Raw genomic sequence first — 24664 nt, forward strand, 5'->3', positions numbered from 1 at the left:
CTGGCTGAAGTCAGCAGAGGCAAGAGAAGAAATACTTTCCCGGCCGCCGGCTTGGTGTTTTATGTACCTCAGAGCTATGCGAAAGAAGCATCTCTATAAAAAAGGGGGCATGTTTCTAGATTGGATCATTTATTGTTAAATGTACTGATCATATGGGCTTGCATTTTTTTATATCAGGTGCTTTGGGTGGATGGAATGAAGGAAGAAGGCCGACAGAACCGGGCTGTGATGGCGTCGCTGTTGTTTATCGGCATCGTGGCCTGCTTATGGTTTCCGATCAACGTATTCCCGGCTTATTCGTTTGACCTTCATGGCGTATTGCTGATTATGGGTTATTTGTACGGGGGGTTCATCGTCGGAGTCGTGCTGTCAGCCCTGGTCCTGTTCGTTCAGCTTGCGCATTTTACGCAAAAGCTTGCGTTGGTGCTGGTTCATTTGGTTTTCATTCATATGTTGATGCTGCTGACGCTGAGACGGTATATGTTTTTTGCGATAGGTAAAAAATTACTCGCCGCCATGCTGATCGCTACAAGCTCGGCGGCTTTGTTGGCCCTTGCCATGTATGCGCTTTTTCGGAGAGAGCGGCTCGGTATCCATCCTGCAGAACTGCTGGATACAGCGGGTTACTGCCTGTTTTATGGCTTACTCACTGCGCTCAGTGTCTATTTTATGGAGAAAATACGGGCAAACCGAGCCAGGCGCATCGAAATCAAACAGCGCGAAAAGCTGCAGCTGCTTGGGGAAATTGCCGCTGCCGTTGCGCATGAAATCCGCAATCCGATGACGGTTGCGCGAGGCTTCTTGCAGCTGATGAAGGGCAATGAGGCTGCAGCCAGCCGGTTCCAGGAGTTCGTGCCCATGATTATGGAGGAGATGGACCGCGCAGAGGCGGTGCTCCACGATTATTTAACCTTAGCCAAGCCTTTCGAAAGACAGGCGGAGGTGCTCGATCTGAAGGAGCAGTTAACCCACGTCGTTACTATTTTGTCGCCTTATGCGGCTCTGTACGAGGTAGAGATCCATTCGAATTGGCAGATCCCGCAGCTGCAAATCCATTTTGACCGAAAGCAATGGAGGCTGGTGTTAATTCATCTTATCAAAAATGGCATTGAAGCCATGTCCCAAGGGGGCAAGCTGGATGTGGAGCTGTACCGCGAGGGAGAGCACGCGGTCATCCGGATTCGGGATCGAGGCGTGGGGATGCATGAGGAAGAGCTCAAGCGGCTCGGCTCGCTCTTTTATTCGACGAAGGCCAAAGGAACCGGCAGGGGTCTTATGATTTGTTATAAAATCATAGAGGACGCTCAAGGGACGATTCACGTGGAGAGCGTCAAGGGCAAAGGAACGCTGGTCACGCTTCGTCTGCCATTATTCCTGGATAAACTCAAAAATGGAGGGTACATATGAGCCAAGTAACCATTCACCGTATTCCAAGTGGGCAATTTCCGGACAGTCTGGCACTGTCGGAATTTTCCTTTCAGTACAAAATTCCGCCCGAGGAATGGGAGAAGAAGCTGTCTCAGCTGAAGGAAAACGAACAGTGGGGGGCTTATGTCGACGGTAAGCTCGCAGCGAAACTAACGATTTTGGAGCTGCATACGTGGATTCAAGGAAAACGGTGGAAGCTGGGCGGCATCGCTTCGGTCGCGACTTGGCCGGAATACCGCAGGGGCGGCCTGGTGGCGGGCCTGCTGACGAATGCACTGAGGGTGATGCGGGAGGAGGGGCAATATATCTCCTTCCTGCATCCCTTTCAATTCGCATTTTACCGTAAATTCGGCTGGGAGACGTACACGGAAACGAAAAAGTACGAGATCGCTACGGCCCTCCTGCCTAAGCTTCCGTCCCAGCCGGGACGCGTTGTGCGGGTTGGGGAAGACAATGGGCTGCTCGGGAGCATCTATACATCGTTTGCACAAAGATATAACGGGACGCTGGACCGGGATGAGGCGTGGTGGACGAACCGGATCTTCCCGGTTCAACAAGGGACGGCCGCCGTGTATTACAACGAGGCCGGTGAACCTCGAGGCTATGTCCGTTATCAAATAAAGGATCGCGTCTGCGATATCCATGAACTGGTGTATTTGGACCGTGAATCGTGGAAAGGGCTTTGGAGGTTTATCGCCGACCATGACTCCATGATGGAGAAGGTAAAAATCAGCGCGCCGGGCGACGATCAGCTGCCTTTTCTGTTGGATAATCCGAGGATCAAGCAGGAGACGTCCCCCTATTTCATGGCACGACTGGTCGATGCTGCGAAGTTTATCGAGTTGTACCCGTTTATTCAGCCGCCGTCCGGTGCCGTGGTGTCTCTGGAGTTGAAGGTAACGGATTCCCATGCCGCTTGGAATGATGGGGTTTTCCTCATTGAAGTCAGGGCGGACGGTACGGCAAAAGTGGAGAAGCGGGAGCAGGCTGCCGGAGTTACGGGACGGCCGCAGGTCGAATGTGATATTTCCACGCTCTCGACCTTGCTGATGGGATACCAAAGCGCTTCATTTCTTTATGAAATCGAGAGGCTTCGAGGAAACGAAGAAGGAATAAGTTTATTGGAGGCGCTGATTCCGAAGCGGACGACGTATTTGCCTGACTTTTTTTGAAGAAGCGCAGCTTTCCGTCTGCGGTCAAATAGATAGAGGGATACCGATGATCGTTCGGTATCCCTCTTTTTTTCACATAGCCGGGCTGCTGCCGATTACTTGCTGTTTATAAGCTGAGATACAATCTCGTAGGAATGCAGCCGCTCCTGATGATCATAAATATGGGCGGCAACCATAATCTCATCCGCTTGCGTAACCTTAAGGAACGTGTGCAGCTTCTCCTTGACCGTCTCGGGACTGCCGATGATCGAGGACCCAAGCTGCCGCTCGACGGCGGCCTTCTCATACGCGTCCCACAGGCCGTCCATACTGTCGACCGGCGGCTTTAATTGGCCGGGTGTGCGCCCCCGGATCATGTCAAGGAACGTCTGGTACATGGAAGTCGCTGTGCGCCGGGCCTGCGCATCCGTATCTGCCGCTATAATATTAACGGCGACCATGGCGTAAGGGGCGTCCAGCACCTCTGACGGCTGAAAGCTGCTTCGGTACAGATCAAGAGCAGGCAGCATATATTCCGGTGAAAAATGGCTTGCAAACGCAAACGGGAGTCCAAGCTTTCCCGCCAGCTCTGCGCTGAACCCGCTGGAGCCGAGCAGCCAAATCGGGATATCCAGACCTTCCCCCGGAAAGGCCCGCACGGGAGCCGGTCCTGATGGCTTCAAATAGGAGCGAAGCTCGTTCAGCTGCTCCGGGAAATCGTGGCCGCTTCTGGCATCTCGGCGCAGCGCCATCATAGTGCGCTGATCGGAGCCTGGCGCGCGTCCGAGCCCAAGATCAATACGGCCTGGAAACAACGTTTCCAGGGTGCCGAACTGCTCGGCAATGACAAGCGGAGCATGATTGGGCAGCATAATGCCGCCCGAGCCGACACGGATCGTGGATGTACCCGCGGCGATATGCCCGATCAGGATGGACGTGGCGGAGCTGGCGATGCCCGGCATATTATGATGCTCCGCAAGCCAATAGCGGTTGTAGCCCCATTGCTCTGCACGCTGGGCCAGCTCCAGGCTGTTCCTAAATGCGTTGGCCGTTGTGCTGCCCGATACAACGGGTGCAAGGTCCAAGACGGATACGGTTAAATTGTGAAGCTGGTTACTACTTCTATTTGCAGTTGATTCTTGTGACATGTAGGGTTCCTCCTTCAGTTGGAAGCATGGTAACAGTTTTTTAAGTTCAACCTGATGATTCTGTAATATTTATAGTAACAGTTTGTTCGGCATGTGACAACTGTTCCTTTTATCTGAATAAAGTCCAGTGAGGATCTGTTTGTATCTGACGTGCTACCGGACGGTTTTTATTTACTTTATGTATCGAAGCAGTCCTTGCTCCTTTAGAAAATGTTCCGGGAATACGTCCAAGTCGATGACGTAGGGTTTGCCTTCATGGCTCAATAAGAGCAGGTAGGGCCGTTCTTTATGCTGAGGAGGCAGGAACAAATAAACCTCCGCTACCTTCGCTGAAAGCCAGCTCAGTTGAACCGAAAGAGGCGGCTTGAGCGGTATGCGTATCACAATTCCGTCGTCTGCTTCCAGCTTGGCGCGGCCTGACAGCTGTCCTGCGGACTCAATCCAGCGTTGAACCTGGCTGCGGAGGGCTGCGGAATTGGGGCGCGTCGTCAGAACACGCTCCTGCTGGATGTCGAACAGCTGAACGAGAGGAGCGTCCGTATCGGCATCCGGCTCGGAAGCTTGAAGCTGCTTGAGTATCCCGATGTCTTCTAATGGAGAGAGGGCCGTGTCCATGGCTGCGTGAACTCGAGATGGAAAGTTGTAAGGTACAAGCATTCCTGTGAAGAGCATAAGGGCTGGAGCAATCAGGCTCAGGCTGCGGCTGCAGCTGCGGCGAAGTCCCCTGCGTTTGGGTTGGATAAGGCTCATGCGATTGTTTTTCCGGTTCATTGTTTACAGTTTCCCTTCTGCAGATGAAGCTAGTGTTATGCGGCTTATTGTTTCCCAAAGGCGGGAAGAGCATCCCCTTGTTTCGGAGGTCTGGACAAGCCCCCGACTTTGGTCTAGGTACAAAAACCGCCGCAGGTCCGTTTTGGAAAATGCGCGAAAAACCTAGAATAAAGACATAACAAACGAGATCACAACGAAAGGCGGTGAGTACATAGCATGAAAATGAATCGTAACACGGGTTTGGCGCTGCTGCTCATCTTGTTCGGTGCCTTGATCCTATTCGGCCGGTTGGGAATGCATCACGGAGGACCTCATCTCATGAGCTTCCTGTTCCCGATTGCAATGGTAGGGCTCGGATGGCTCGGCATTAAAAACGGACGCACGATGATCGGTTGGATCCTGGCCATTATCGGAACCCTGGCTCTTCTGTCCAAGCTGTCCGGTCTGATCGCGATTGTGTTGGCCATCGGGCTGATCATCTACGGAGTCTCGCTTTTGAAAACAAAACGCAGCTCTTACTAACGAACCAAGACGAAGGACCGGCGCACGCGGCTGATACGAAAGTAAACAAATCAAAGAGGTGATTGGAGCATGAGTCTTGGCAAACGATTCAGAGATATTACGGTAGCATCGTTTAATGAAATGCTGGAGCAATCGGAAGATCCGGTTCGCTTGATCGATAAGTACTTAAGCGCTCAAGCGGAGCAAATCCGCGAGTCCGAGCGGCTGATGCAGCAATGCCTGGCCCACGCGGCGACGCTTCGCCAGCAGTACATGGCGGCGGCCCAGCTCAAGGAGCGCCGCGAGCAGCAGGCGATGATCGCCTTGAAAGCGGGCGAAGACGATGTAGCCCGCATCGCGCTGCAGGAGAAGCTGCAGCAGGAAGAGCGCAGCGCCCAATACAAGGCGCTGTACGATCAAAGCAAGCTCGGCTTGGTGGAGCTTGAGGAGCAGCTGAAGCAGATCAAGGCGGACTTTGATGAAGTCGCCGCGAAGCGAAGCTACTACATTGCAAGGCTGGAAAGCGTTAGGCTGCAGCAGCGGATGAACGAGCGTCTGCGCGGCATGGATGGCGGTCTGGGTGCCGGACAGCCCCGAATGTTCGATCGGCTGGAGGATCGCGTATCTGATATGGAGATGGCGGCACGCGCATTGAGGGATGTCAGGTCCCGCGGCCGGGAGGCGCTTCTGTATGCAGGCAATGCTGCGACGAGTGCGCTGGAGAATGAAATGGAGAAGCTGAAAGCGAAATTACAGCAGGAGGGTTGGATGCGGTCATGAGCAAACTATACCGTTCGCGTACGGATCGCAAAATAACAGGTCTGTGCGGCGGATTAGCCGAAACGTTACGAATTGATTCGAATTTGCTTCGCTTACTGCTGGTGATTACGGCATTCTTTAGCGGAGGGGTAGTTATTCCACTGTACTTCCTTGCCGTGATCGTCATCCCGAACGAGCCTTACCCGGACGGGCCTTACGGTTACGGTCCAGGTCCGGGGCCGGGAAGCTACGGCTACGGCGGCTGGAACGGAGCAGAGGCTGCCTGGGGCGGCAAGCAATGGCGCAAGCACGGTCGCTGCGGTTCCCGCCATGACCGTCATAGCTCGCACGGCGGACGCCACGAGTACGAGGCGGAATATGGGCAAGCAGGGCCGGGGTACCAAGGGCAGAAGCAGGGCCAAGCCGGTTCCGATCTCGACGATATGATGAAGGATATAGAGAAAAAAGCCATGTGGAAAGAAATCGAAGAGCTTCGTGCCAAATTAGCAAGCTACGAAAAACAACAACAATCTAAAGGAGATGTGTGACATGGGAGTATTTTCTAGAATTAAGGATATGACGAAAGCCTCGGTACATGAACTGCTGGATAAAGTGGAAGATCCGATTGTGATGCTCAATCAGTACCTTCGCGATATGGAAGAAGAGATTGCCCAGGCTGAAGTTACGGTAGCCCGTCAAATTGCGAACGAACGCAAGCTGAAGGAGCGTTACGAGGAAGCGGTTCGTCTGACGGCACAGCGTGAGGAGCAAGCGAAGGAAGCCCTTCGTAACGGCCAGGAAGCATCGGCCCGTCAAGCATTGGAGCAGAAGCTGTACTACGAAGGTAAAATTGCCGAGTATGCCGATATGCATGAGCAATCCAAAGCACAAGCCGAGCAATTGGTTCAGCAGCTGCATGAAATGAAGGATGCCTTCTATCAAATGCGTAACAAACGCAGCGAGTTAATCTCCCGCGCTCAGCTGGCCAAAGCGAAGAAGCAGATGGCGGAAGTGACGGTCAGCAACGTGATCGAAGGAGGCAGCGCTGTGAAAGGCTTCCGCCGGATGGAGGAGAAGATCGTCGCATTGGAAGTGGAAGCGGAAATTGCACGCACCCCTTATGTGAGCGGCTCCTATGCTTCTACAGCAGCCTACACGCCGACAGGTCCGGTTGGAGCGGACGCAGCCAAGCAGCAAAAGGTCGACGACCAGCTGCAGCTGCTGCGGGAAAAGCTGAGCGCTGAGCAATCGCAATAAGACGAAGAGGACAAAATCCTCTTTGAGCCCCAAATAAATTATGATATGCTAGGAAAGGCCAAAAGTCATATGGCACCTGAGGGCGCTAGCGACCTTGGCCTTTCCGGCAGTACATACTATGAATGCGCCTAGAACCGGCAGAGAGAGGAGGCAGGACGGATGAGAAGAAAACACCCATTTCGTAACAACAATCGTAATGTGGCGCTTCTTTTGATCGGCATCGGCATATTTTTACTGGCTGAAGACCATGTTAGCTTCTTCACCGTAGTTGCTCTCCTGCTTATTTTTGTCGGTATCAATAAGATTCGTTCTTCCTCTGTGCGCAAAGGCTACGTTCTGATCGGGATTGGGCTGATCATGTTGCTTGGCGGCAATCTTTCCTTGCTCCTTGCGGTTGTCCTGATCTCGCTTGGCTATTTCTACATCCGATCGAAGCAGCTGCACAGGGATGACAGCTACGTGAAGAAGCAGAGTCTGATCGAGAGCATCCGCTGGGGCCGCGAGCCTTGGATTTTGCGGAGCAGCTCGATTTGGAATATCGTCGGCGAGCTGCAAATTGATATGACGTATGCGATTCCCGAGCAGAAGGAGACGACCATCGTTCTACAGGGAGTCATTGCGGATGTAGATATTATCGTTCCCGAGGATATGGGGGTATCCGTTACTTCCTCTGTCCTGATGGGCCAATCGGATATCGGGCCGAACAAGGAAGCGGGCCTGCTGAACAAAACCGTGTGGCAGTCCCCGAACTATGAAACGGCCGAGCATCAGGTGAAAATTATTATTTCTTACATTATCGGAGATATCGATATTAAGGTTGTATAACCCTCAGGGAGGATTTGAATCCATGGAAGGGCATGATAAACGTCTGACGAATATGATATGGCGAAGCATGGGTGAGTCCGTTGTACTCAGCCTTCTTCTGTTTGGCGTCATCGTGTACTTTCTAAGTTCAAACGGCTACATTAAGGAGTTCACGTCGTGGCAGGAAGGCGTCAAGCTGAGCCTGATGCTGATTGTGATCGTCTCCTTCATCGGAGGGACCTACGGATTATGGTACAGCAGCAAGATGAAACGCCGGCTGGAGCAGCTTCGCGAAGCGATGCTTTCTTTGGAAAAAGGAAATCTGAGCCGTACCGTCCCGCCGCTTGGCGAGGATGAGATCGGTCGGCTCGGCGATCAGTTAAATGTGATTACCAAGAAGTGGGAGGAACAGGTCACTTCGCTGCAGCGCTTATCGAACAACAACGCCCAGCTTGCGCAGAAGGCGAAATATTCGGCCATCGTAGAGGAAAGGCAGCGCCTTGCCCGGGAGCTGCATGATGCGGTCAGCCAGCAGCTGTTCGCGATCTCGATGACGGCGACGGCGGTAGGGCGGACGCTGGAAAAAGATTTTGACAAAGCGCAGCGGCAAATTTACCTTATCGAGGAAATGGCTTCTGTGGCCCAATCCGAGATGCGGGCGCTGCTGCTGCATTTGCGGCCGGTTCATTTGGAAGGAAAGCATTTGGCCGAGGGTGTCGTCGAGCTGCTGCAAGAGCTGTCGTTGAAGGTGCCGATGGAAATTTCCTGGGAGCTGGATGAGCAGGTGCAGCTGCCGAAAGGCATTGAGGATCACCTGTTCCGTATTGTGCAGGAGGCGTTATCCAACGCGCTGCGGCATTCGAAGGCGACAAAGCTGGAGGTGCGGCTGACCCATCCGACAAGCGATGCGATCCGGCTGATGATCCGGGACAACGGAGTAGGCTTTGATCTGGATGCGAAAAAGCACGCTTCCTATGGGATTGTAACCATGAAAGAAAGAGTGAACGAAATCGGCGGATCGCTCAATCTGATAACGGCCGCGGGCAAAGGAACGCGGATCGATATTCGTGTGCCGATTATGGCGGAAGGAGGAGAAGGCTTTGGAGAACGAGACGGTGATTAAGGTGCTGCTGGTGGATGATCATGAAATGGTGCGCATCGGCCTGGCTGCCGTGCTGAGCACGGAGGACGATATTGAGGTGGTAGGCGAAGCGAGCAACGGTGCGGAGGGCATTCGGCTGGCGCAGGAGTACAAGCCCGATGTCGTATTGATGGACCTGGTGATGGAGGGGATGGACGGGATCGAAACGACCCGCCGCCTGCTGCAGCTGTACCCGGAATGCAAGGTCATCGTGCTGACGAGCTTTTTGGATGATGAGAAAATGTATCCCGTTATCGAAGCGGGGGCATTCAGCTACTTGCTCAAAACGTCGCGTGCCGCCGAAATCGCCCAAGCGATCCGCGCCGCGGTGAAAGGGCAGTCGATCCTGGAGTCCCAGGTGGCCTCCAAAATTATGAACCGGTTCCGCCAGCCGAAGCCTCAAGCCGCGGCGCACGAGGAGCTGACGGAGCGGGAGATGGAAGTGCTGCGCCTCATCGCCTCCGGCAAATCCAATCAAGATGTGGCGGATGAGCTGTTCATCGGCATTAAGACGGTCAAGTTCCATGTCACGAATATTTTGGCGAAGCTGGGGGTTGAGGACCGGACACAGGCGGCGATTTATGCATTCAAGAACGGGTTGGTTGAGTAACGCCGACCTTCGTTTGCCATCCCCCAAAAAACAGGCGAGTCGGTTCCTGAATTCCGCGCGTTCGTAATAATATAGCTGCAAAAAGCATCCATCCATGAAGGTTGATGTGATCAAGTCCCCAAGCAGTTCCTCCCGTAGGATACCTTCCTGTATACCCGCTTTGAAAATGACCTGAAGCCTATCGGTCAATGTCTTCTCCGAATCCATAAACCGGCGGTGCAGCTGCTCCTGCAAAAAGGACGGCGGAAACAGCATCGCCTGTTTGAGGAGGTCACCTTTTCTTCCTCTAACAAATGAATCCTCAACGGAGACTTAGAAGACCTGGCCGCCCATAGTGTTTATCGATATTAGTCATTAATTGCCGCGAGTAACAACGCGGCAATTTTTTATTTTCCGGATTTTCACTTTTTCCCTTTACTGGACAGTGTAAAGTTTCACGTTTAAGAAACAAGCGAAAAAGCGATTGACGCAAATAAGACACGACCGTCGTTTCCAGAGCCAGATCGGTGCTGACGAGAATCGAAAGACGGTCGCCGTGCCGAACAAGGACGTAGCGCAGCTCTTGATAGAGGCCCTGTCCCCATAACAAATCAAGTCAATATCGGTTTTGAATCAAGTCAGATCATCCCGAAGCGCGTCAATAATATTTTCTTTTTTGATCTTGCTAATGGCATACAGCATGGTAATGAACACGATAAAGAGCACGCTGAACACGCTGATTGCCATACTTCCCCATGGGAACACAAAACGGATATTATCTGCCCCGCCGATGACCATCTCTCTGTGAATCAGCCAAGAAGAGATTGCCGCTAGGGGAAGCCCGAACATGAGCGCCCTCATGCCATAAAAGGCACACTCAAAATTCATCATCTTTTGGAAATCGCGTTCAGACATCCCCACAGAGCGGAGCATAGCAAGCTCCCGTCGGCGCAGCTTGATATTCGTGGAAATCGTGTTGAACACATTGGCAACCGCAATCAGTGAAATCATAATGATAAAAGTATAAGCGAACACGTTGGCAATGAATATCATATTGCGGTTCTGATCAAGCAATTCAGAGAAATTGAGCAGGGTATAACTGGATGTAATTCCCTGATCCTGAATCATCGTTTTCATTTCAGCCGTCGACTGTGTAGGATGCTCTGACCGAAAGGTCAAGGCCTTAATAGCCACATGAGTACCTTGGGCTTCAAACTTCTCTATGAGCGAATAAGGGGCCATCACCTTAAAATAAAACGGATTCTTCGACCCGGAGTCTCCTGGGATCGGGGGGCCATCAGACGGCACGATATTGACGAACGTAATGCTTACATTTCGCCCCTGTTCCATTTTCGGCTTGCCATTTGTTTCGGGAGTGATGGTCAAATTCAAGGAAGAACTCTTGAACATATCACTTAGCTGGTCAACCTTCATCTGATTGGCCTTGTCTACCATTTTGGCAACGGCAATCAGTTTCGCGTTTTGCCCGGTATATTTCTCTGCAGGCAAGCCGAGGTCCTGGACAATATTCAGATAGGCGGTGTCATCAAGAAATTGGATGTTCATGGGTAGAAGAACCGTTTCGTCCGGCGAGTGGGAACTCTGGCTTTCCCAGTAAGCATCTGAAAGATCGCTTGCTTTGGCAACGCCTGAATACTTCATGAGCGCTTGATACGAGCTTTCGTAGACCCCGTCGGCGGTTTTAAGTTTGTCGTAAAGCGACAACATTTCGCTATCGCCCATGTCCTGCGTGGCCAAGCTGATGTCAATGTCAGTAGCCACTACTGCCCGCTTCGACGCCTGCTTCAGATCCGTTACAAAAGCACTTGCCGATATAAACAGCACTACGCTTAAAACAAGCGACAGCACAATGCTGCGATAGCGTTTCTTGTTTCTTTTAAAATTCTTTAGCGCAAGGGTTCCCTCCAAACCGTAAATACGCTGCGCCAGCTTTGACGTTTTCACGGCTTTGGATTCAACTTTGACCTCGTTCGTCTGGCGAATACTCTCCATCACGGGCGTATTTGCGGCCTTCCTGGCCGGGATATAGGCCGAAATCAGGATCGTAACCATGCTGACCGCCGCCGCAACGACAATGGCAGGGATGGACACCGTCAAGGTAAAAGGGACGTTGCTGTAGATAATACTTTCAAAATTTTTGGCTACAACGGAAATCACAAGCCCAATGCTGCCTATGCCAACGATAACGCCAATGGGTATACCTGCCGCACCGATACAAAGCCCCTCAAACAGCACCGAATTTCGCAGTTGCTTTGCCGTGGCTCCCACCGACGAAAGAATCCCGAACTGGCGTGTGCGTTCGTTCAGCGAGATGGTGAACGCGTTATAAATCAGAAATATCGAGCCGATCATGATGATGGTGACCACAATGCCGCCAACCGCGTACAAAAACGTGTTGAATATATTATCATCCGACAGACCCATAAAGCGCAGCACATTATCGTTAAATACATAAGCTTCGGTTCCGGCTGTGCTGCTTGCGTAAGCATGAACCCCACGCGGATTTGTAAGTTTGACAAATAGGCTGAAGCTGTCCGCTTTATCCCTAGTATCTGCTTTTGTGATCAAGGTATATCCCGGCGCGGAAGCCTCCTCAAAGTAGGCTTTTTGGTAGATACCGACAACCGTGTAAGTTCTCTTGGCTTTTGGTACAAGCGTTTCTTTTCCGGAAATGTAAGGGGCGTGTTGGCCGAGATTCTTGTCGCCATTCATGCGGCTTCCAACATCAAGTGAAAGCTTGTCACCAACCGGGAATTTAACGCCGCCCTTTACTTCGACGCTCATCGGAACAAGAATCTCTCCGCTGTTTTCAGGCAGCCTGCCGGACATCAGGTTGATGGGCACGGTATCGAAGGTTTTCTTGCTAAATCCGGTTATAAAAAGATACGGCTTGTTGGGGCTTTGCCCGCCATTAAGCGCTGCGTAGCCGATATTCTCAAATGCTGCAGTGTTAGCGACTCCCTTGTCGCGGGTTCGTTCCTGTACGAAAGAAGAATCAACGTCCACAAACTCAACGTGCCAATCGCCGTATTTCTGGGCCGCGCCGTTTGTCATATAGTTCAACAGAGAAACGCCAAAGGTGAGTACGCCCGTGATCATAGCAGCGGACAGAATAACTCCGATAATCGTGACAATCGTTCGGGTGCGACTCTTTTTCAAGCTTTGTAGGGTAACTTTGTTGAAAATGTTCATGGCCGTACCCTCTCGTCTCGCACGACTTTGCCGTCTGATATACCGATAATGCGGTCTGCTTGCAGCGCGATATTTTCGTCATGAGTGACGAGGAGCAGGGTCTGCCGATATTTTTGATTGCTTTCTTTCAGCAGCTTGATGATTTCATGACCATTCCGGCTGTCCAAACTGCCCGTGGGTTCGTCGGCAAGCATGACCGCTGGGGCGTTCATTAAAGCGCGTCCTATGGAAACGCGCTGCTGCTGACCGCCCGAAAGCTGATTGGGTAAATGCGTTTTGCGGTCTTTTAGCCCCAGCATTTCGAGTAGGTCATTCAGCCGTTCCTCGTTGACCTTCCGCTTGTCCATCAGGATAGGCAAAGTGATGTTTTCCACCACATTCAGCGTCGGAATGAGGTTGTGAAACTGGTAAATCAGCCCCACCTGCCGCCTGCGGAAAATGGCGAGTTTTTCATTACTTTGGGCATATACATCCTGCCCGTTCAAATACACCTTTCCGCTTGTCGGAACGTCCACGCCGCCGATGATGTGAAGCAATGTGGATTTACCGGAGCCGGAGGAGCCGATGATTGCGGTAAACTCCCCCTTTTCGATTGTAAGCGAAACATGGTCCAGCGCGGTAACTTGGCTTTCGCCCTTGCCGTAGACCTTGCATAAATTTTCAATTTTTAAGAACTCCATTAATTGAGTCTCCTTTTTGTGTTTTACCCATATAATAGAGCCTTCAACTTACATCTCTGTGACTTTCCGGTGAGAGATTAGTCACTTTGGGAAACGAATGGCAAAGTTCGCACCGCCCTGCGGGTGATTTTTTGCGGTAATCGTTCCTCCTTGCCGTGTTATAATCATCTTACAGAGAGCCAATCCAATCCCGTATCCTGTAGCGTTTGGGTTTTTCCCACGATAAAACCTGTCAAACAGGCAGGGTAAATCTTCTTTTTCAAAGCCCGCGCCGCTGTCGTGGATGACAATCTCGGTAAACAGTGGGCTCTCCCTGCAAACAATCTCAATCTTCCCGTTCTCGCCTGCGCTTTCTATGCAATTTTTGAGGATGTTTTGAATTGCTTCCGAAAGCCAACCTGAATCGCCCTGAATAATCATCCCTTTCGGTGCATCTATTTGCAAATCAATATCGTGCAGTTCCATTGGGATTAGGAACGGGCGAAGCGCGGCGCAGATCAAGTTGTTTACATCGATCTGCTTGCTTTGAAACACCACAATGCCCGCGTCCAAGCGGGATAATCTCAATAGAGAAGTAATCAGCCAATCCATCCGTACAAGCAATTCCTCTGTTTCCCGTACAAATGCTTTCCGCTCGTTTTCATCAGGGTTATTCGCTAACAATGACAGAATGAGGTTCGCGGATGTGAGCGGAGTTCGGAGTTGGTGGGCTATGTCGGCTAGCGAATCGGCAAGATGTTCTTTTTCTTTTTTCAGCGCGTCGTTCTGCTCGCGAATACGCAGCATCATTTTTGTTATCTCGCTGTGCAGAATGGAAAGTTCGCCCTCGTCTGATTCACCAATATACAGATGGTCAGCATTATGTAGCACAAGGTCGATTTGATTTGAAATCCGCGCAATGTTTTTGTATCGGGCTTTGGTAAACGCGAAAAACGCTGTGCCAAAGGCGGCGGCAGAAGCAATGGCAAGGATTCCTGCCGCCGTATTGATTGCAAATCCCAGCATTACAGCGGCGGCGGCCAGTAAGGAGAAACAAATGGTAAACTGCCGAAACTCTTTATTCCGAAGCATACTCGCCTCCCAATCTATACCCCGTCCCGCGAACGGTCAGAATGATTTGCGGGCTTGCCGGGTCGTTCTCTATCTTCTCCCGCAAGCGTTTGATGTACACGGTCAGTGTATTGTCATTGACAAACTCGCCCGCCGCGTCCCACAATTCGTCAAGTAGCCTGCCCCTCGTGATAATACTTTTGGGGTTGCTAATAAACACCAGCAACAAGCGGTATTCTAATGCTGAAAGAAAAACCTCGTTGCCGTTTTTTTTCACAACACCGCTTGCCGTATCGACATGAAGCCCGCGAATTTCAAAATCCGACCTGGAACGCCCGCTTTTTCGCAGGGCAGTGCCAATTCGCGCAATCAATTCACGCGGACGAAAAGGCTTGGTGATATAGTCGTCCGCGCCCATGTTCAGCCCGGTAACAACACTCGCCTCATCGCCGGAAGCCGTCAGAAAGATAACGGGAATATCTTGCGTTTCTTTGATTTCCGTGCAAACCGTAAAGCCATTTCCGTCAGGCAAAGAAATATCAATCAACGCCAAGTCAAATTTATTCCCGGCGAGCGCAGCAAGCGCGGCACCCCGCGTAGGGGCGTGGGTGACTGTAAATCCCTCCGAGCGGAGCAAAAGTATAAGGTTTTTCGCGATTGCCTTATCGTCCTCAACCAAAAATATCCGTGGCATTAGTCAGACCTCCATTTCTTTATCCATTCTTTTGACGAATCTCTCGATGGCCTGGAGAGTTTGACGAATCCACTTTTGATCCCGCTCGTCCTCCATCTGCTCGATCGGATGGTTGTCGGACTTATACAGGTAGCGCTTCAACTACGGCATAGGCACGACATGGGAAGTCCGACTTCGTGAAAGGCGGCTTGCCTGGAGAAGCAGGAACGAAATTCCTGTACGATTCTATCGAGGTATTTCAGGAACTCTTCACTGTCCAGTTCCTTTATAACATGACATGCGTTATATCTCTGTATAGGCCTAGTTCACAAACAACTCAGGACCAAGCATCTTTTGAAATACTCCCGTCCCGATCCGCCTGATCAATAATCGATGGCCTCCATCAGCTCAAACCCCCACTATTGATCAATTGTATATTACTACAATGGAATGGCATTCCACCACAAAATCCAAATAGCCGTTATTTGCTTTTTGGTAAGCGTTCTGAGCGGTTACGGTAAAAATGAACCGGCATCGGCCGGCAACTCCGGCAGCACCGGTGCGGATGGGAGTAAAGCTCCCATCAAGCTGGCCTTGAATCCATGGCCGGGCTAGTTTGTCTGGTGCTTGGTCAAAGAAAAACATGCCGGAGACGGCTTTTGTTCCGTTGATTATGGTGTGGGCCGGCATTGGGGAGGGGGCGGAAATTTTAGTTATTTTCGTCGGCAGCTTTTTTCAGCTGGTGCTGATGGTGGCGGATAAGACGCGGGCGGTTTCGAACGACCTGCTGCAAGTATCCTATACGATGGGCGCGAAGTGTTGGCAGGTGATCGAACGGGTGCTGATCCCGGCGCTGCTGTTGCCGGTTTTGATGAACACGCTCAGGCTTATTATCGGCTGGGCATGGACGTACTTGGTTGTGGCGGGGCTGATTGCAGTGAACAACGGACTCGGGTTTGCCATTATGAAGGCGCAGCGGTTTTTGAATACGGATTTGATCTTCGTCTTCATTGACGTGCACAAACGCCATCCGCGGCACAGGTCCGGGATGGCGTTTTTTGGCCGTTGGCTTAACTCCGCAGAGCTTGAGCATTTTTATGGCTAAAACATACGGTTCACGAGCATGCCCGATAAAGGCAAGGGCAAATAGGTGCGAAGGCTGCCCCAAGGCCGGAACTGGTAGCTGGCAAACGACCGGTAGGCGGCTTTTCTTTTGTCCAGCAGCTCTTCCGTAGGCAAGGACAAAAGGCGGTTCAGCGAGCGGACCAATGTGCTGACCGGCCCTTCCGGGGCGCGAAGCTGAGCCTGCCACTCCGTGAAGCGTGCAGCAAGCAGCTGCTCCAATGCAGCAGCATCCACTTGTAGTGTGCCATCAGGAAATTGGCTGAGTCCGATCCGGTTCCATGGCGTGTCGGGGAGAGGCTCGGCCTCCTGTTCCTGCCCCTCGGCCTGCTCGTCGGGGGCTTCCACGGCTGCAACGACGGGGACGGGGTTCAGCGCCAGGCTTAGCCCGAGCCCCTCCGCCTCCTCGAATGCCCGGTTCACGTTCGGCCGGTTCAAAAACCGGAGACCGTGCTGGAGTGCTGCCAACAGCTCGTTGTACCGAGCTGTAACCTGGTGCAGCCCTTGGCTCGCCATGAAGCTATCCGGAAGTATCGACAGCTCCACAGGCAGTTCAGAGGCCTCCAGCAGCGTCAGCGTCACTTTACCGTTATCGAGCATGACTTGGTTGGCTGCGGACACGATTTGTTCTCCGTCATCGACGCGGTAATGCGCATCCTTTCCGGTATAGGGAAACGGTCCGATACCGGTCAGGTGGGCCGCACTGCCGTATACATCGGTAATGGCAAAGGTGTGGCCGCTTCCGGTCATTGTGCCTTCGACTCGGAGCCGGACGGTTCCTTCGTCATCGTCTAGGATCAGAGAGGCTTTGACAGGCAAAGACATCTGATTCAGCGCCGCCTGAATTTTCCTCAGCGCCTGCAGGTTCGTATCCGAGCGCACAATATAGACGGAGAACGGCGCCGTTCCGTCCACATAGGTGAGCTTCATCTGATTCGAGCCTACCGCAATAGCCGTCTCCGCCTGGCTGGGCAGAACGGTTCCTTCGACAAGGGGAGCGGCAGCGGCCTGATCCACTTGGATGGTGTAGGAACGGATCTGAGCCCCGGGAGCGGCGAAGGCGGATAATACATCAGGATGGCTGATGCGGACCGTTCTCTGGTCCAGCGCCGCCATTTGCGAATCCGCTGCCAGCTTGCGTACCGCCTGCTTGACGCGCACCGCCGCATTCAATACGGCAGCAAGGCCTTGAGTCGTCTCGAGGGCAAATTGCTCGAAGGAGGAGGGGACTACGGCTCCTGGGACGGGCGCGGAACGTTTCGGCTCGACTGGAGCCATAAGGCGGGATGGCAGGGAACGCCCGCGTTGTCTCCAGGCCTCCTCTCCGGAGTGCCATAGGGCGTTGGCCCGGTACGTCCGCGCCACCTGCATAACATTGAAGTACATATACGACACTCCTCTGATCTGTTAAAATAACGTGCCATCGGCCTGCTGCAGTCAATATAAAGTACACGAGTAGTAAGTGCTCCCATTATACATGATCGGACAAATTCCGTAAATTGGTTATTGACAATTTGCGAAATTCTAAAGTATGATGTTAAATTAACTTATAAAAAGGGGCATTGACCATGGAATGGACACAAATCGCTGTCATTGCAATAGTTATTGTAGTCAGCCTCCTGTTTTTAGCCTTTGTCGGGAAAAAGTATTTGAAATAATAGCAGAGCCTCTCCTTGCTTCATAAGATAAAGCAACGGTTTGATAAGGAGGCGACCTCTTTTGATACGCAAACGGATTCCGCACCAAGACGACCCGGTCATTTACCAATGGGTTGTGCAGCTGCTCGTTCCCTTTGCTTTGGAAACACAGCCGGACTTGCGCGTGGATATGGCTACGATTCGGAAAAGGCTGAAGCCCAATGTGACCTTTGTGGACACCGGCGGGGGAAGGGCTGCGAGAGGATTTATTTCCCTGCGAATGGCCAAGGATAAAATGTATATCGATATGCTTGCCGTGGACCCTCGATGGCAGGGGAAGGGAGTCGGCTCGTTATTAATGAAGCATGCGGAACGGACGGGAATCGTGGCCGGCTACCGCGAGGTAAACTTGTGGGTGGACGAGGCGAACGTCCAGGCGCAGCGGTTCTACGCTTCCAAAGGATATGAGGCGATGCATTTTGACGCGGGTCTGCGCTGCTATTTTTTGTCCAAACCGCTTCAGATGAAGTCGGTTCGGTATTAGGCGTCGCTCAAGGTCAGGCTGGACCTCCCTGATGTGTGCCGGAGGACCAATACATTTACCTGGCAAGGCTGATCATACTGCGGGCGGTTTATCGTATGTAGATGCTTTGCTGCGTTAGCAATGCACAACGGAAACAGGGGAGAGCGACAACGTCCGTCCTCCCCTCGGTTGGCCGAAACCTTCCGGTCCAAGCCTAAATCAGTACGAATAGCAGTGCGATCAGAGCCAGGTCGAGAACGATAGGGGCACCGTAGGCGTAAGGTGTATATGGATTTTCTCCCAGGGGAGCGCCTTCGTTATAGGCGGATACGACGATATTTTTTTTCTTCGCAACGGACGATTTCTTCCGTTTCTTTCCATGGGTAATGCTGCTTAAGCTGCTCCTGTTGCTTTTGTGCGCTGCTTGTGCAGACGGTTCCCCGTTCAGAATGATCTTGTCTTGATCGTATCTGCTTAAAACGCCCACCAGCTCGCTGCCGTCTCTCAATATAACAAGCACCGGCTTGCCGTAATGCTCTCTGCACTGCTCCTCGCTAATCGGGTGAATGTGCTTCATGGGTACACCTCCAGTATTGACTTTCCATTTCACCATATGCGGGCCGCAGCCCGGCGGATTGGATAGGGGCCTATACATGAATGCCTAATTTATTGAATAAACCCTATGGGTTGGGGGAAACCTGTTACGAGATTACTAGAGTTACATGTTGAATCCTGAGGCAGATTTCGTTATGCTAAAGGGGTTCGATGGTTCAAATATTTAAGACAATATGCCAAAAAATACATATAAAGAAAGAATGATGAGAACATGACCAATACCGTATTTTTGCTTTTCGGGGCTACGGGAGATTTGGCTCGCCGTAAGCTGTACCCGGCTATTTACAGCTTGTACCGTGAACGTAAGCTTGGTGACCGCTTTGCTGTCGTCGGCTTGGCTCGCCGTAACCGGACCAATGAGCAGTTCCGCGAGGATGTGCTCGATTCTATCAAGGAGTTTGCGCGTTACAATGTAACGAAGGATGAGAAGTGGGACTCGTTCGCAGAGCATTTCGAGTACATGTCGCTTGATATTAATAATGTAGAAGGCTTCCGGGCTTTGAGCGAGCTGACGAACCAATTGGATCAAAAGTTCGATATCGGCGGCAACCGATTGTTTTATTTGGCGCTTGCGCCTGAGCTGTTCGGCAGCGTATCGCACAATTTGCAGGCGGGTGGTCTGCTTGAAACTTCGGGCTGGACACGTCTTGTCATCGAGAAGCCTTTCGGCTACGACCTGCCTTCAGCCGAGAAGCTGAACAGTGAAATCCGTCAAGTGTTCGATGAGAAGGACATTTACCGTATCGACCATTACCTCGGGAAGGAAATGGTACAGAACATTAATGTCGTTCGCTTCGCGAATGCGTTCTTCGAGCCGCTATGGAATAACAAGTATATTGCCAATATTCAAATTACATTGAGTGAAACAGTAGGCGTCGAGGAGCGTGGAGGGTATTACGACCATTCCGGGGCGCTGCGCGATATGGGGCAGAACCATATGCTGCAAATGCTGGCGATGATGGCGATGGAGCCGCCAAGCCGGCAGACGCCGGAGGATATCCGTGACGAGAAGGTAAAGGTGTTCAAAGCGCTGCGAGGCTTCCAAACGGCGGCAGAGGCTCGCGCCAATACGGTTCGCGGTCAGTATGCTTCAGGTAATGTGAAGGGCAAGCAGGTTCCCGGATACCGTGCCGAGGAGTCGGTGAATCCGGATTCCACTACAGAGACGTACTTTGCAGCCCGTGTTTTCGTCGACAATTTCCGTTGGGCCGGCGTACCGTTCTACATCCGTACGGGCAAACGTCTACCGGTGAAGACGACGGAGGTCGTTGTGGAATTCAAGAACGTGCCGAACAACGTCTATTTGTCCAAAAAGCACAAGCTCGAGCCGAACCTGCTCGTTTTCCGCGTCAACCCGATGGAAGGCATCTATTTCAAAATGAATGCCAAGCAGCCGGGCTCCGAAGGAACGATTATCCCGGTGGCGATGGACTTCTGCCAAAGCTGCCAGGTCGGTCTGAACACGCCCGAGGCGTACGAGGGTCTGTTATATGATGCGGCGCGGGGGGACTCCACCTACTTTACCCGCTGGGATGAAGTGGCGCTCGCATGGCAGTATGTGGACAAGATCGCCTCGGCATGGGGAGAGCGTACGGACAACCTTCACCTGTACCCGGCGGGAACCTGGGGACCGGATCAAGCGCAGCAGCTGGTGTCCGAGGACGGCTTCAAGTGGTGGCCGGTGAACGGTCAGGACGAGGGCGAAGTGGCGTGGGAGTTTACACAACGCTAAAATCATGCAATGGCCTCCTGGTGCCAGGGGGCTATCGCGTGATGCGAAAAGCTGCTCATGCGTGATCGCTGTGGGGGGCTTTGACCCGCCTGGAGCCCTGCTCAAAGGGCGGGATAAGAGGCATCCAAAGGAGAGGGCCGTACTTACCGGGTACAGGCCCTTTTTTTCAGTCAGTAGAGCGTGCCCAGAGACACGCATCTTCTAGCCGGTGAAAATCCGGTCGCGGGAGGGCCAAGCCCCCGCGTAGCTAGGATGCCTGCGTACGGCGAAATCTGTGCGTAGAAGCGCATCGATGAAAGTACCTGTCGGAGACAGGTTGAGCAAGATAGCAGTCCGTAACATGAAGTGAATCCTGCCGCGTCGTCAAAAAGGCCTCGCAAGAGGGGGGAGAGGAAGTCGAACCCCGTCTATATGGGTGAAGACCACGGGAAGCCGGTTTTCCCTGATGCATACGTTGAGCCAAAAAGCTATAATAGAGATTGGTCACTTAGAAAGAAGAGAACGAACGGGGGTATTTCCACATGTCACGTCGGGCTTTTATCCGCTGGATGCTCGGATTGCTCGTGTTAATCGCGGCCGCGTTGACCGGCCTTATGAAATTGCTCCAGCGTTCCGTGGAAGCGCAGGATGGAGCCAAAGCTGCGTCCGGGGATGCATTGGTTCTGCCCAAGTCGGAGCAAGTCGTGGCCGGTACAGAAACAGCGGCAGAGGACGGCAAAAGCCCGCTGTTCTCGTTTATGATCCTGAGCGATCTTCATATTTCGGTCTATGATCCGAATACGATCCAGCATATGAAGCAGGCGCTGGAGGATATTAAGCAGTTCGAATCTCCCGTAGAGGCCATTATGCTGACGGGGGACTTAACGGATTTCGGCGGCACGGACGGCTACAAGGAGCTGCAAAAGCTGCTGTCGGCCTACAAGCTTCCTCCGCTGTACGCGAATATGGGCAATCATGATTATTATGATATTTGGGTCGATAAGAAGGGGGCGTTCAATAAGGATACGGCCCCGAACGGCAAAACGGACTGGCAGTCACGCGAGCGGTTCCAGAAGTTTTTCGGGCTGGACAAATGCTACCATTCCGCTGAAATCAAGGAATTCCGGGTCATTTTGCTGTCTCAGGAGGCTTATGTGCAGGAGAAGAAGGAAGTGGGCGAAGGCGCATGGTATTCGGACGACCAGATGAACTGGTTCAAGGAGCAGCTGGCCAAGAATAAAACCGGCAAGCCGATGTTCGTCATGACGCACCAGCCCCTGCCGCCTGCCGGCTCCGACGGAGGCAGTCATCAGTTGATCCGCGCGAAGCAGTTCCGGGAATTGTTAAAGCCGTACAAGAACGTCTTCGTCTTCTGCGGCCACCGGCATCAAGATTTCCAAAACGGTACGGAGCACTACGTAAAGGAAACGTTTCACTATTTTCACAATTCTTCGGTCGGCCGCGTGCTGAACCGGAATTTTCAGAATGAGGCCAAGGATAAGGCGCAGGGCCTTTATGTCCAGGTGTATAAAGACCGGGTGACGGTGCGCGGACGCGAGTTCAGCAACCGCAGCTGGTTGAAGGAAGCGAATTGGAGCATTAAGCTCACCTAAGGTACGGCTCACACAACGATAAGGAAGGACTACCAAACCATGAGCAAGAATATGCTGGATAAAATGAGGGAAGAGGTGCTGAAACGGCGCACCTTTGCTATTATTTCTCACCCTGATGCGGGGAAAACGACACTGACCGAGAAGCTGCTCCTGTTCGGGGGCGCGATCCGCTTGGCGGGTACGGTTAAGGGCCGCAAGGCAAGCAAGCATGCGACCTCCGACTGGATGGAGATCGAGAAGCAAAGAGGGATCTCAGTCACGTCGAGTGTAATGCAGTTCGACTATGAAGGGCATCGCGTTAATATTTTGGATACCCCGGGTCACCAGGACTTTTCCGAGGATACGTACCGTACGTTAACCGCGGCGGACAGCGCCGTGATGCTGATCGACTCCGCCAAAGGGGTCGAGGCGCAGACGAAGAAGCTGTTCCAGGTATGCCGCAAGCGCGGGATTCCGATCTTTACCTTTATTAACAAAATGGACCGCGAAGGGCAAAATCCGTTCGAGCTGCTGGAAGAGTTGGAGCAGGTGCTCGGCATCCGGTCTTATCCGATGAATTGGCCGATCGGCTCAGGCAAGCAGTTCCGCGGCGTTTATGACCGCAAGATGACGCAGGTCGAGCTGTTCCAGGGAGATGACCACAAAGAGATTCAAGTGGAGAAGGTTGAAGGCTACGAGGATCCGCTCGTGAAAAAAATCGCAGGCGAGTTTTTTTACGACCAGCTGGTGCAGGATCTGGAGCTGCTCGATGTCGCAGGCGACGAGTTCGATATGGAGAAGGTGCGCAGCGGCGAGCTGACACCGGTCTTTTTCGGCAGTGCGATCAATAACTTCGGTGTGCAGACGTTCCTCGAAAACTTCCTGGAGCTGGCACCAACACCGACGCCGCGCAGAAGCACCGATGGTGAAATCGATCCGATGGACGACAAGTTCACCGGCTATATTTTCAAAATTCAAGCGAACATGAACCCGGCTCACCGCGACCGGATCGCTTTCCTGCGGATTTGCTCAGGGAAGTTCGAGCGCGGGATGGCTGTGAAGCATGTGCGCGTAGGCAAAGAGATCAAGCTGGCGCAGCCGCAGCAGTTTTTGGCGCAGGACCGCGATATCGTCGAGGAAGCGTATCCTGGCGATATCATTGGCTTGTTCGATCCGGGCATCTTCCGTCTGGGTGATTCGCTCAGCCAGGGCCGCAATGTGGAGTTCGATGAGCTGCCGACCTTCTCGCCGGAGCTGTTCTGCAAGGTGACCGTCAAAAACGCGCTGAAGCATAAGCAGTTCCAGAAGGGTGTCGATCAGCTGACGGAGGAAGGAACGATTCAAGTGTACCGGACGATCGGCTTCGACGATATGATTCTTGGCGTCGTCGGTCAGCTCCAGTTCGAGGTGTTTGAATACCGGATGAAAGCTGAATATGGCGTTGACGTCCAACTGCAGCGGTTGAACTTTCAGTTTGCCCGTTGGATCATCGATGAGAATGTGGATCCAAGCAAGTTTCGAATCAATTCCCAGCTGGTGAAAGATAAGAAGGACAATTATGTGGTGCTGTTCGAGAGCGAATATGCGATGCGTTCCGCGATGGAGAAATACCCTAACGCGAAGTTCTTGGAGCAGGCGCCTTAAAACGAAGGAGTGTGGCTGAGCATGCAGCACTTGGGTACAACGGTCGGGATTACGGCCTTTGTCGGATTCATGCTGTACCGCCGGTTCAAACGAACCGTCGGTTTTCAGAAGCTGACGCCGTCCCGGTTCCGGTTCCGGATCACCGTGTTCGGCATCATAGGCTGTCTGTTTCTGTATCTCGGTTTTTTGCATCCTGTGAATTTGATAGCCGATGGAGTAGGGCTGGTCTGCGGTTTGGTGCTGAGCCATTTTGCGATCAAGCACACGCAGCTGGAGAAGCGGGAGGACGGCTGGTATTACAGCACACATCTGGGCGTACAGGTTGCAGTGCTTCTGCTGCTGGTAGCCCGCATCGGCTATAAGCTGCTGACGATGTATACGATGCCGCCCGAGGTGCTGGCAGCTGCAAATGCCGATCCGGCGCAGCAATTCACGAAGGACCCGCTGACCGTCGGCGTGTTCTTCGTGCTTGTGTCTTTTTACATCCGTTTTCTGCTTCATTTGCTCAGTGAAGTGAAGTGCCGCGGGAACGGCGGGGATTCCGCCGATCCGACTAAAATTTAAAAAACTATTATTAAATAGGGGTTTCACATATTAGTCATATCTAATATGTGAAACCCCTTATTTTTAAATTAGCATAGGATGAGGCGGGTGA

At 52.4% G+C, this 24664-nt stretch carries 23 protein-coding genes; 15 read left to right on the forward strand and 8 right to left on the reverse strand.

All coding sequences use genetic code 11. The features are described from left to right. Window positions 1–120: 120 nt before the first annotated feature. Window positions 121–1407 carry an ATP-binding protein gene (locus CF651_RS26100; protein ID WP_094017797.1) on the forward strand — a complete coding sequence of 429 codons (1287 nt, stop codon included), beginning with the start codon at window positions 121–123 and terminating at the stop codon, window positions 1405–1407. Continuing rightward, window positions 1404–2600 (forward strand): GNAT family N-acetyltransferase, encoded by a 1197-nt coding sequence (locus CF651_RS26105; RefSeq protein ID WP_094017798.1) that lies wholly within the window; start codon window positions 1404–1406, stop codon window positions 2598–2600. Before CF651_RS26100 ends, CF651_RS26105 begins: the two co-directional genes overlap by 4 nt. 95 nt (window positions 2601–2695) lie before the next feature. On the opposite strand, the gene CF651_RS26110 is transcribed toward CF651_RS26105, so the two are convergent. Both CF651_RS26110 and CF651_RS26115 read right to left on the reverse strand, forming a co-directional pair. Next, window positions 2696–3727, reverse strand: a complete 1032-nt coding sequence (locus tag CF651_RS26110; RefSeq protein ID WP_094017799.1) for an LLM class flavin-dependent oxidoreductase — start codon at window positions 3725–3727, stop codon at window positions 2696–2698. Between the two features lie 171 nt (window positions 3728–3898). Continuing rightward, on the reverse strand, window positions 3899–4498 hold the full coding sequence (locus CF651_RS26115; RefSeq protein ID WP_094017800.1) for a hypothetical protein: 600 nt from the start codon (window positions 4496–4498) through the stop codon (window positions 3899–3901). Between the two features lie 216 nt (window positions 4499–4714). On the opposite strand from CF651_RS26115, the gene CF651_RS26120 reads away from it, so the two are divergent. From CF651_RS26120 to CF651_RS26150, 7 genes are all read left to right on the forward strand, one after another. Next, window positions 4715–5020: a LiaF transmembrane domain-containing protein gene (locus tag CF651_RS26120; RefSeq protein WP_094017801.1), complete on the forward strand. Its 306-nt coding sequence runs from the start codon at window positions 4715–4717 to the stop codon at window positions 5018–5020. Between the two features lie 69 nt (window positions 5021–5089). Beyond that, window positions 5090–5779, forward strand: a complete 690-nt coding sequence (locus CF651_RS26125; RefSeq protein ID WP_094017802.1) for a PspA/IM30 family protein — start codon at window positions 5090–5092, stop codon at window positions 5777–5779. Next, window positions 5776–6306: a PspC domain-containing protein gene (locus tag CF651_RS26130; RefSeq protein ID WP_094017803.1), complete on the forward strand. Its 531-nt coding sequence runs from the start codon at window positions 5776–5778 to the stop codon at window positions 6304–6306. The genes CF651_RS26125 and CF651_RS26130 overlap by 4 nt, the downstream gene beginning before the upstream one ends. 1 nt (window position 6307) lies before the next feature. After that, window positions 6308–7015 (forward strand): PspA/IM30 family protein, encoded by a 708-nt coding sequence (locus tag CF651_RS26135; protein ID WP_094017804.1) that lies wholly within the window; start codon window positions 6308–6310, stop codon window positions 7013–7015. Between the two features lie 159 nt (window positions 7016–7174). Continuing rightward, window positions 7175–7840, forward strand: a complete 666-nt coding sequence (liaF, locus tag CF651_RS26140) for a cell wall-active antibiotics response protein LiaF (RefSeq protein WP_094017805.1) — start codon at window positions 7175–7177, stop codon at window positions 7838–7840. Between the two features lie 22 nt (window positions 7841–7862). Beyond that, window positions 7863–8942, forward strand: a complete 1080-nt coding sequence (locus CF651_RS26145; protein WP_094017806.1) for a sensor histidine kinase — start codon at window positions 7863–7865, stop codon at window positions 8940–8942. Continuing rightward, window positions 8920–9570, forward strand: coding sequence for a response regulator (locus tag CF651_RS26150; RefSeq protein ID WP_094017807.1), 651 nt, complete (start codon window positions 8920–8922; stop codon window positions 9568–9570). The genes CF651_RS26145 and CF651_RS26150 overlap by 23 nt, the downstream gene beginning before the upstream one ends. A gap of 612 nt (window positions 9571–10182) precedes the next feature. On the opposite strand, the gene CF651_RS26160 is transcribed toward CF651_RS26150, so the two are convergent. The 4 genes from CF651_RS26160 to CF651_RS26175 form a co-directional block, all read right to left on the reverse strand. Continuing rightward, window positions 10183–12762 carry an ABC transporter permease gene (locus CF651_RS26160; RefSeq protein ID WP_094017809.1) on the reverse strand — a complete coding sequence of 860 codons (2580 nt, stop codon included), beginning with the start codon at window positions 12760–12762 and terminating at the stop codon, window positions 10183–10185. Continuing rightward, the gene (locus tag CF651_RS26165) at window positions 12759–13442 is read right to left on the reverse strand and encodes an ABC transporter ATP-binding protein (protein WP_094017810.1); all 684 of its coding nucleotides are present in this window, start codon (window positions 13440–13442) and stop codon (window positions 12759–12761) included. Before CF651_RS26165 ends, CF651_RS26160 begins: the two co-directional genes overlap by 4 nt. An 81-nt stretch (window positions 13443–13523) precedes the next feature. Continuing rightward, a complete protein-coding gene (locus CF651_RS26170) occupies window positions 13524–14513 on the reverse strand; it encodes a sensor histidine kinase (RefSeq protein ID WP_094017811.1) in 990 nt (329 codons plus the stop codon). Next, window positions 14500–15186 (reverse strand): response regulator transcription factor, encoded by a 687-nt coding sequence (locus CF651_RS26175; RefSeq protein WP_094017812.1) that lies wholly within the window; start codon window positions 15184–15186, stop codon window positions 14500–14502. Before CF651_RS26175 ends, CF651_RS26170 begins: the two co-directional genes overlap by 14 nt. Before the next feature lie 622 nt (window positions 15187–15808). Here CF651_RS26175 and CF651_RS26185 point away from each other — a divergent pair. Then, window positions 15809–16270, forward strand: a complete 462-nt coding sequence (locus CF651_RS26185) for an ABC transporter permease (RefSeq protein ID WP_094017814.1) — start codon at window positions 15809–15811, stop codon at window positions 16268–16270. Here CF651_RS26185 and CF651_RS26190 read toward each other — a convergent pair. Further along, window positions 16267–17673 carry a hypothetical protein gene (locus tag CF651_RS26190; RefSeq protein WP_094017815.1) on the reverse strand — a complete coding sequence of 469 codons (1407 nt, stop codon included), beginning with the start codon at window positions 17671–17673 and terminating at the stop codon, window positions 16267–16269. The two genes, CF651_RS26185 and CF651_RS26190, sit on opposite strands and share 4 nt — an antisense overlap. 333 nt (window positions 17674–18006) lie before the next feature. On the opposite strand from CF651_RS26190, the gene CF651_RS26195 reads away from it, so the two are divergent. Next, window positions 18007–18468 carry a GNAT family N-acetyltransferase gene (locus CF651_RS26195; RefSeq protein ID WP_094017816.1) on the forward strand — a complete coding sequence of 154 codons (462 nt, stop codon included), beginning with the start codon at window positions 18007–18009 and terminating at the stop codon, window positions 18466–18468. A gap of 193 nt (window positions 18469–18661) precedes the next feature. Here CF651_RS26195 and CF651_RS26200 read toward each other — a convergent pair whose 3' ends face one another. Next, complete coding sequence (locus CF651_RS26200) at window positions 18662–19024, reverse strand: LSm family protein (RefSeq protein ID WP_094017817.1); 363 nt, start codon at window positions 19022–19024, stop codon at window positions 18662–18664. 249 nt (window positions 19025–19273) lie between these two features. Here CF651_RS26200 and zwf point away from each other — a divergent pair, with 249 nt between their 5' ends. The 4 genes from zwf to CF651_RS26220 all read left to right on the forward strand — a co-directional run bounded on the left by zwf (window position 19274) and on the right by CF651_RS26220 (window position 24573). Further along, entirely contained in the window at window positions 19274–20794 is a 1521-nt protein-coding gene (gene zwf, locus CF651_RS26205; protein ID WP_094017818.1) for a glucose-6-phosphate dehydrogenase, read from the forward strand. 521 nt (window positions 20795–21315) lie between these two features. Beyond that, window positions 21316–22386: a metallophosphoesterase family protein gene (locus CF651_RS26210; protein ID WP_094017819.1), complete on the forward strand. Its 1071-nt coding sequence runs from the start codon at window positions 21316–21318 to the stop codon at window positions 22384–22386. Window positions 22387–22425: 39 nt separating this feature from the next. Further along, window positions 22426–24009, forward strand: coding sequence for a peptide chain release factor 3 (locus CF651_RS26215; protein WP_094017820.1), 1584 nt, complete (start codon window positions 22426–22428; stop codon window positions 24007–24009). 21 nt (window positions 24010–24030) lie between these two features. Next, window positions 24031–24573: a CcdC protein domain-containing protein gene (locus CF651_RS26220; RefSeq protein WP_094017821.1), complete on the forward strand. Its 543-nt coding sequence runs from the start codon at window positions 24031–24033 to the stop codon at window positions 24571–24573. The last annotated feature ends 91 nt before the right edge of the window (window positions 24574–24664 follow it).

It is taken from the genome of Paenibacillus rigui (assembly GCF_002234615.1).
Taxonomy (GTDB): domain Bacteria; phylum Bacillota; class Bacilli; order Paenibacillales; family NBRC-103111; genus Paenibacillus_S; species Paenibacillus_S rigui.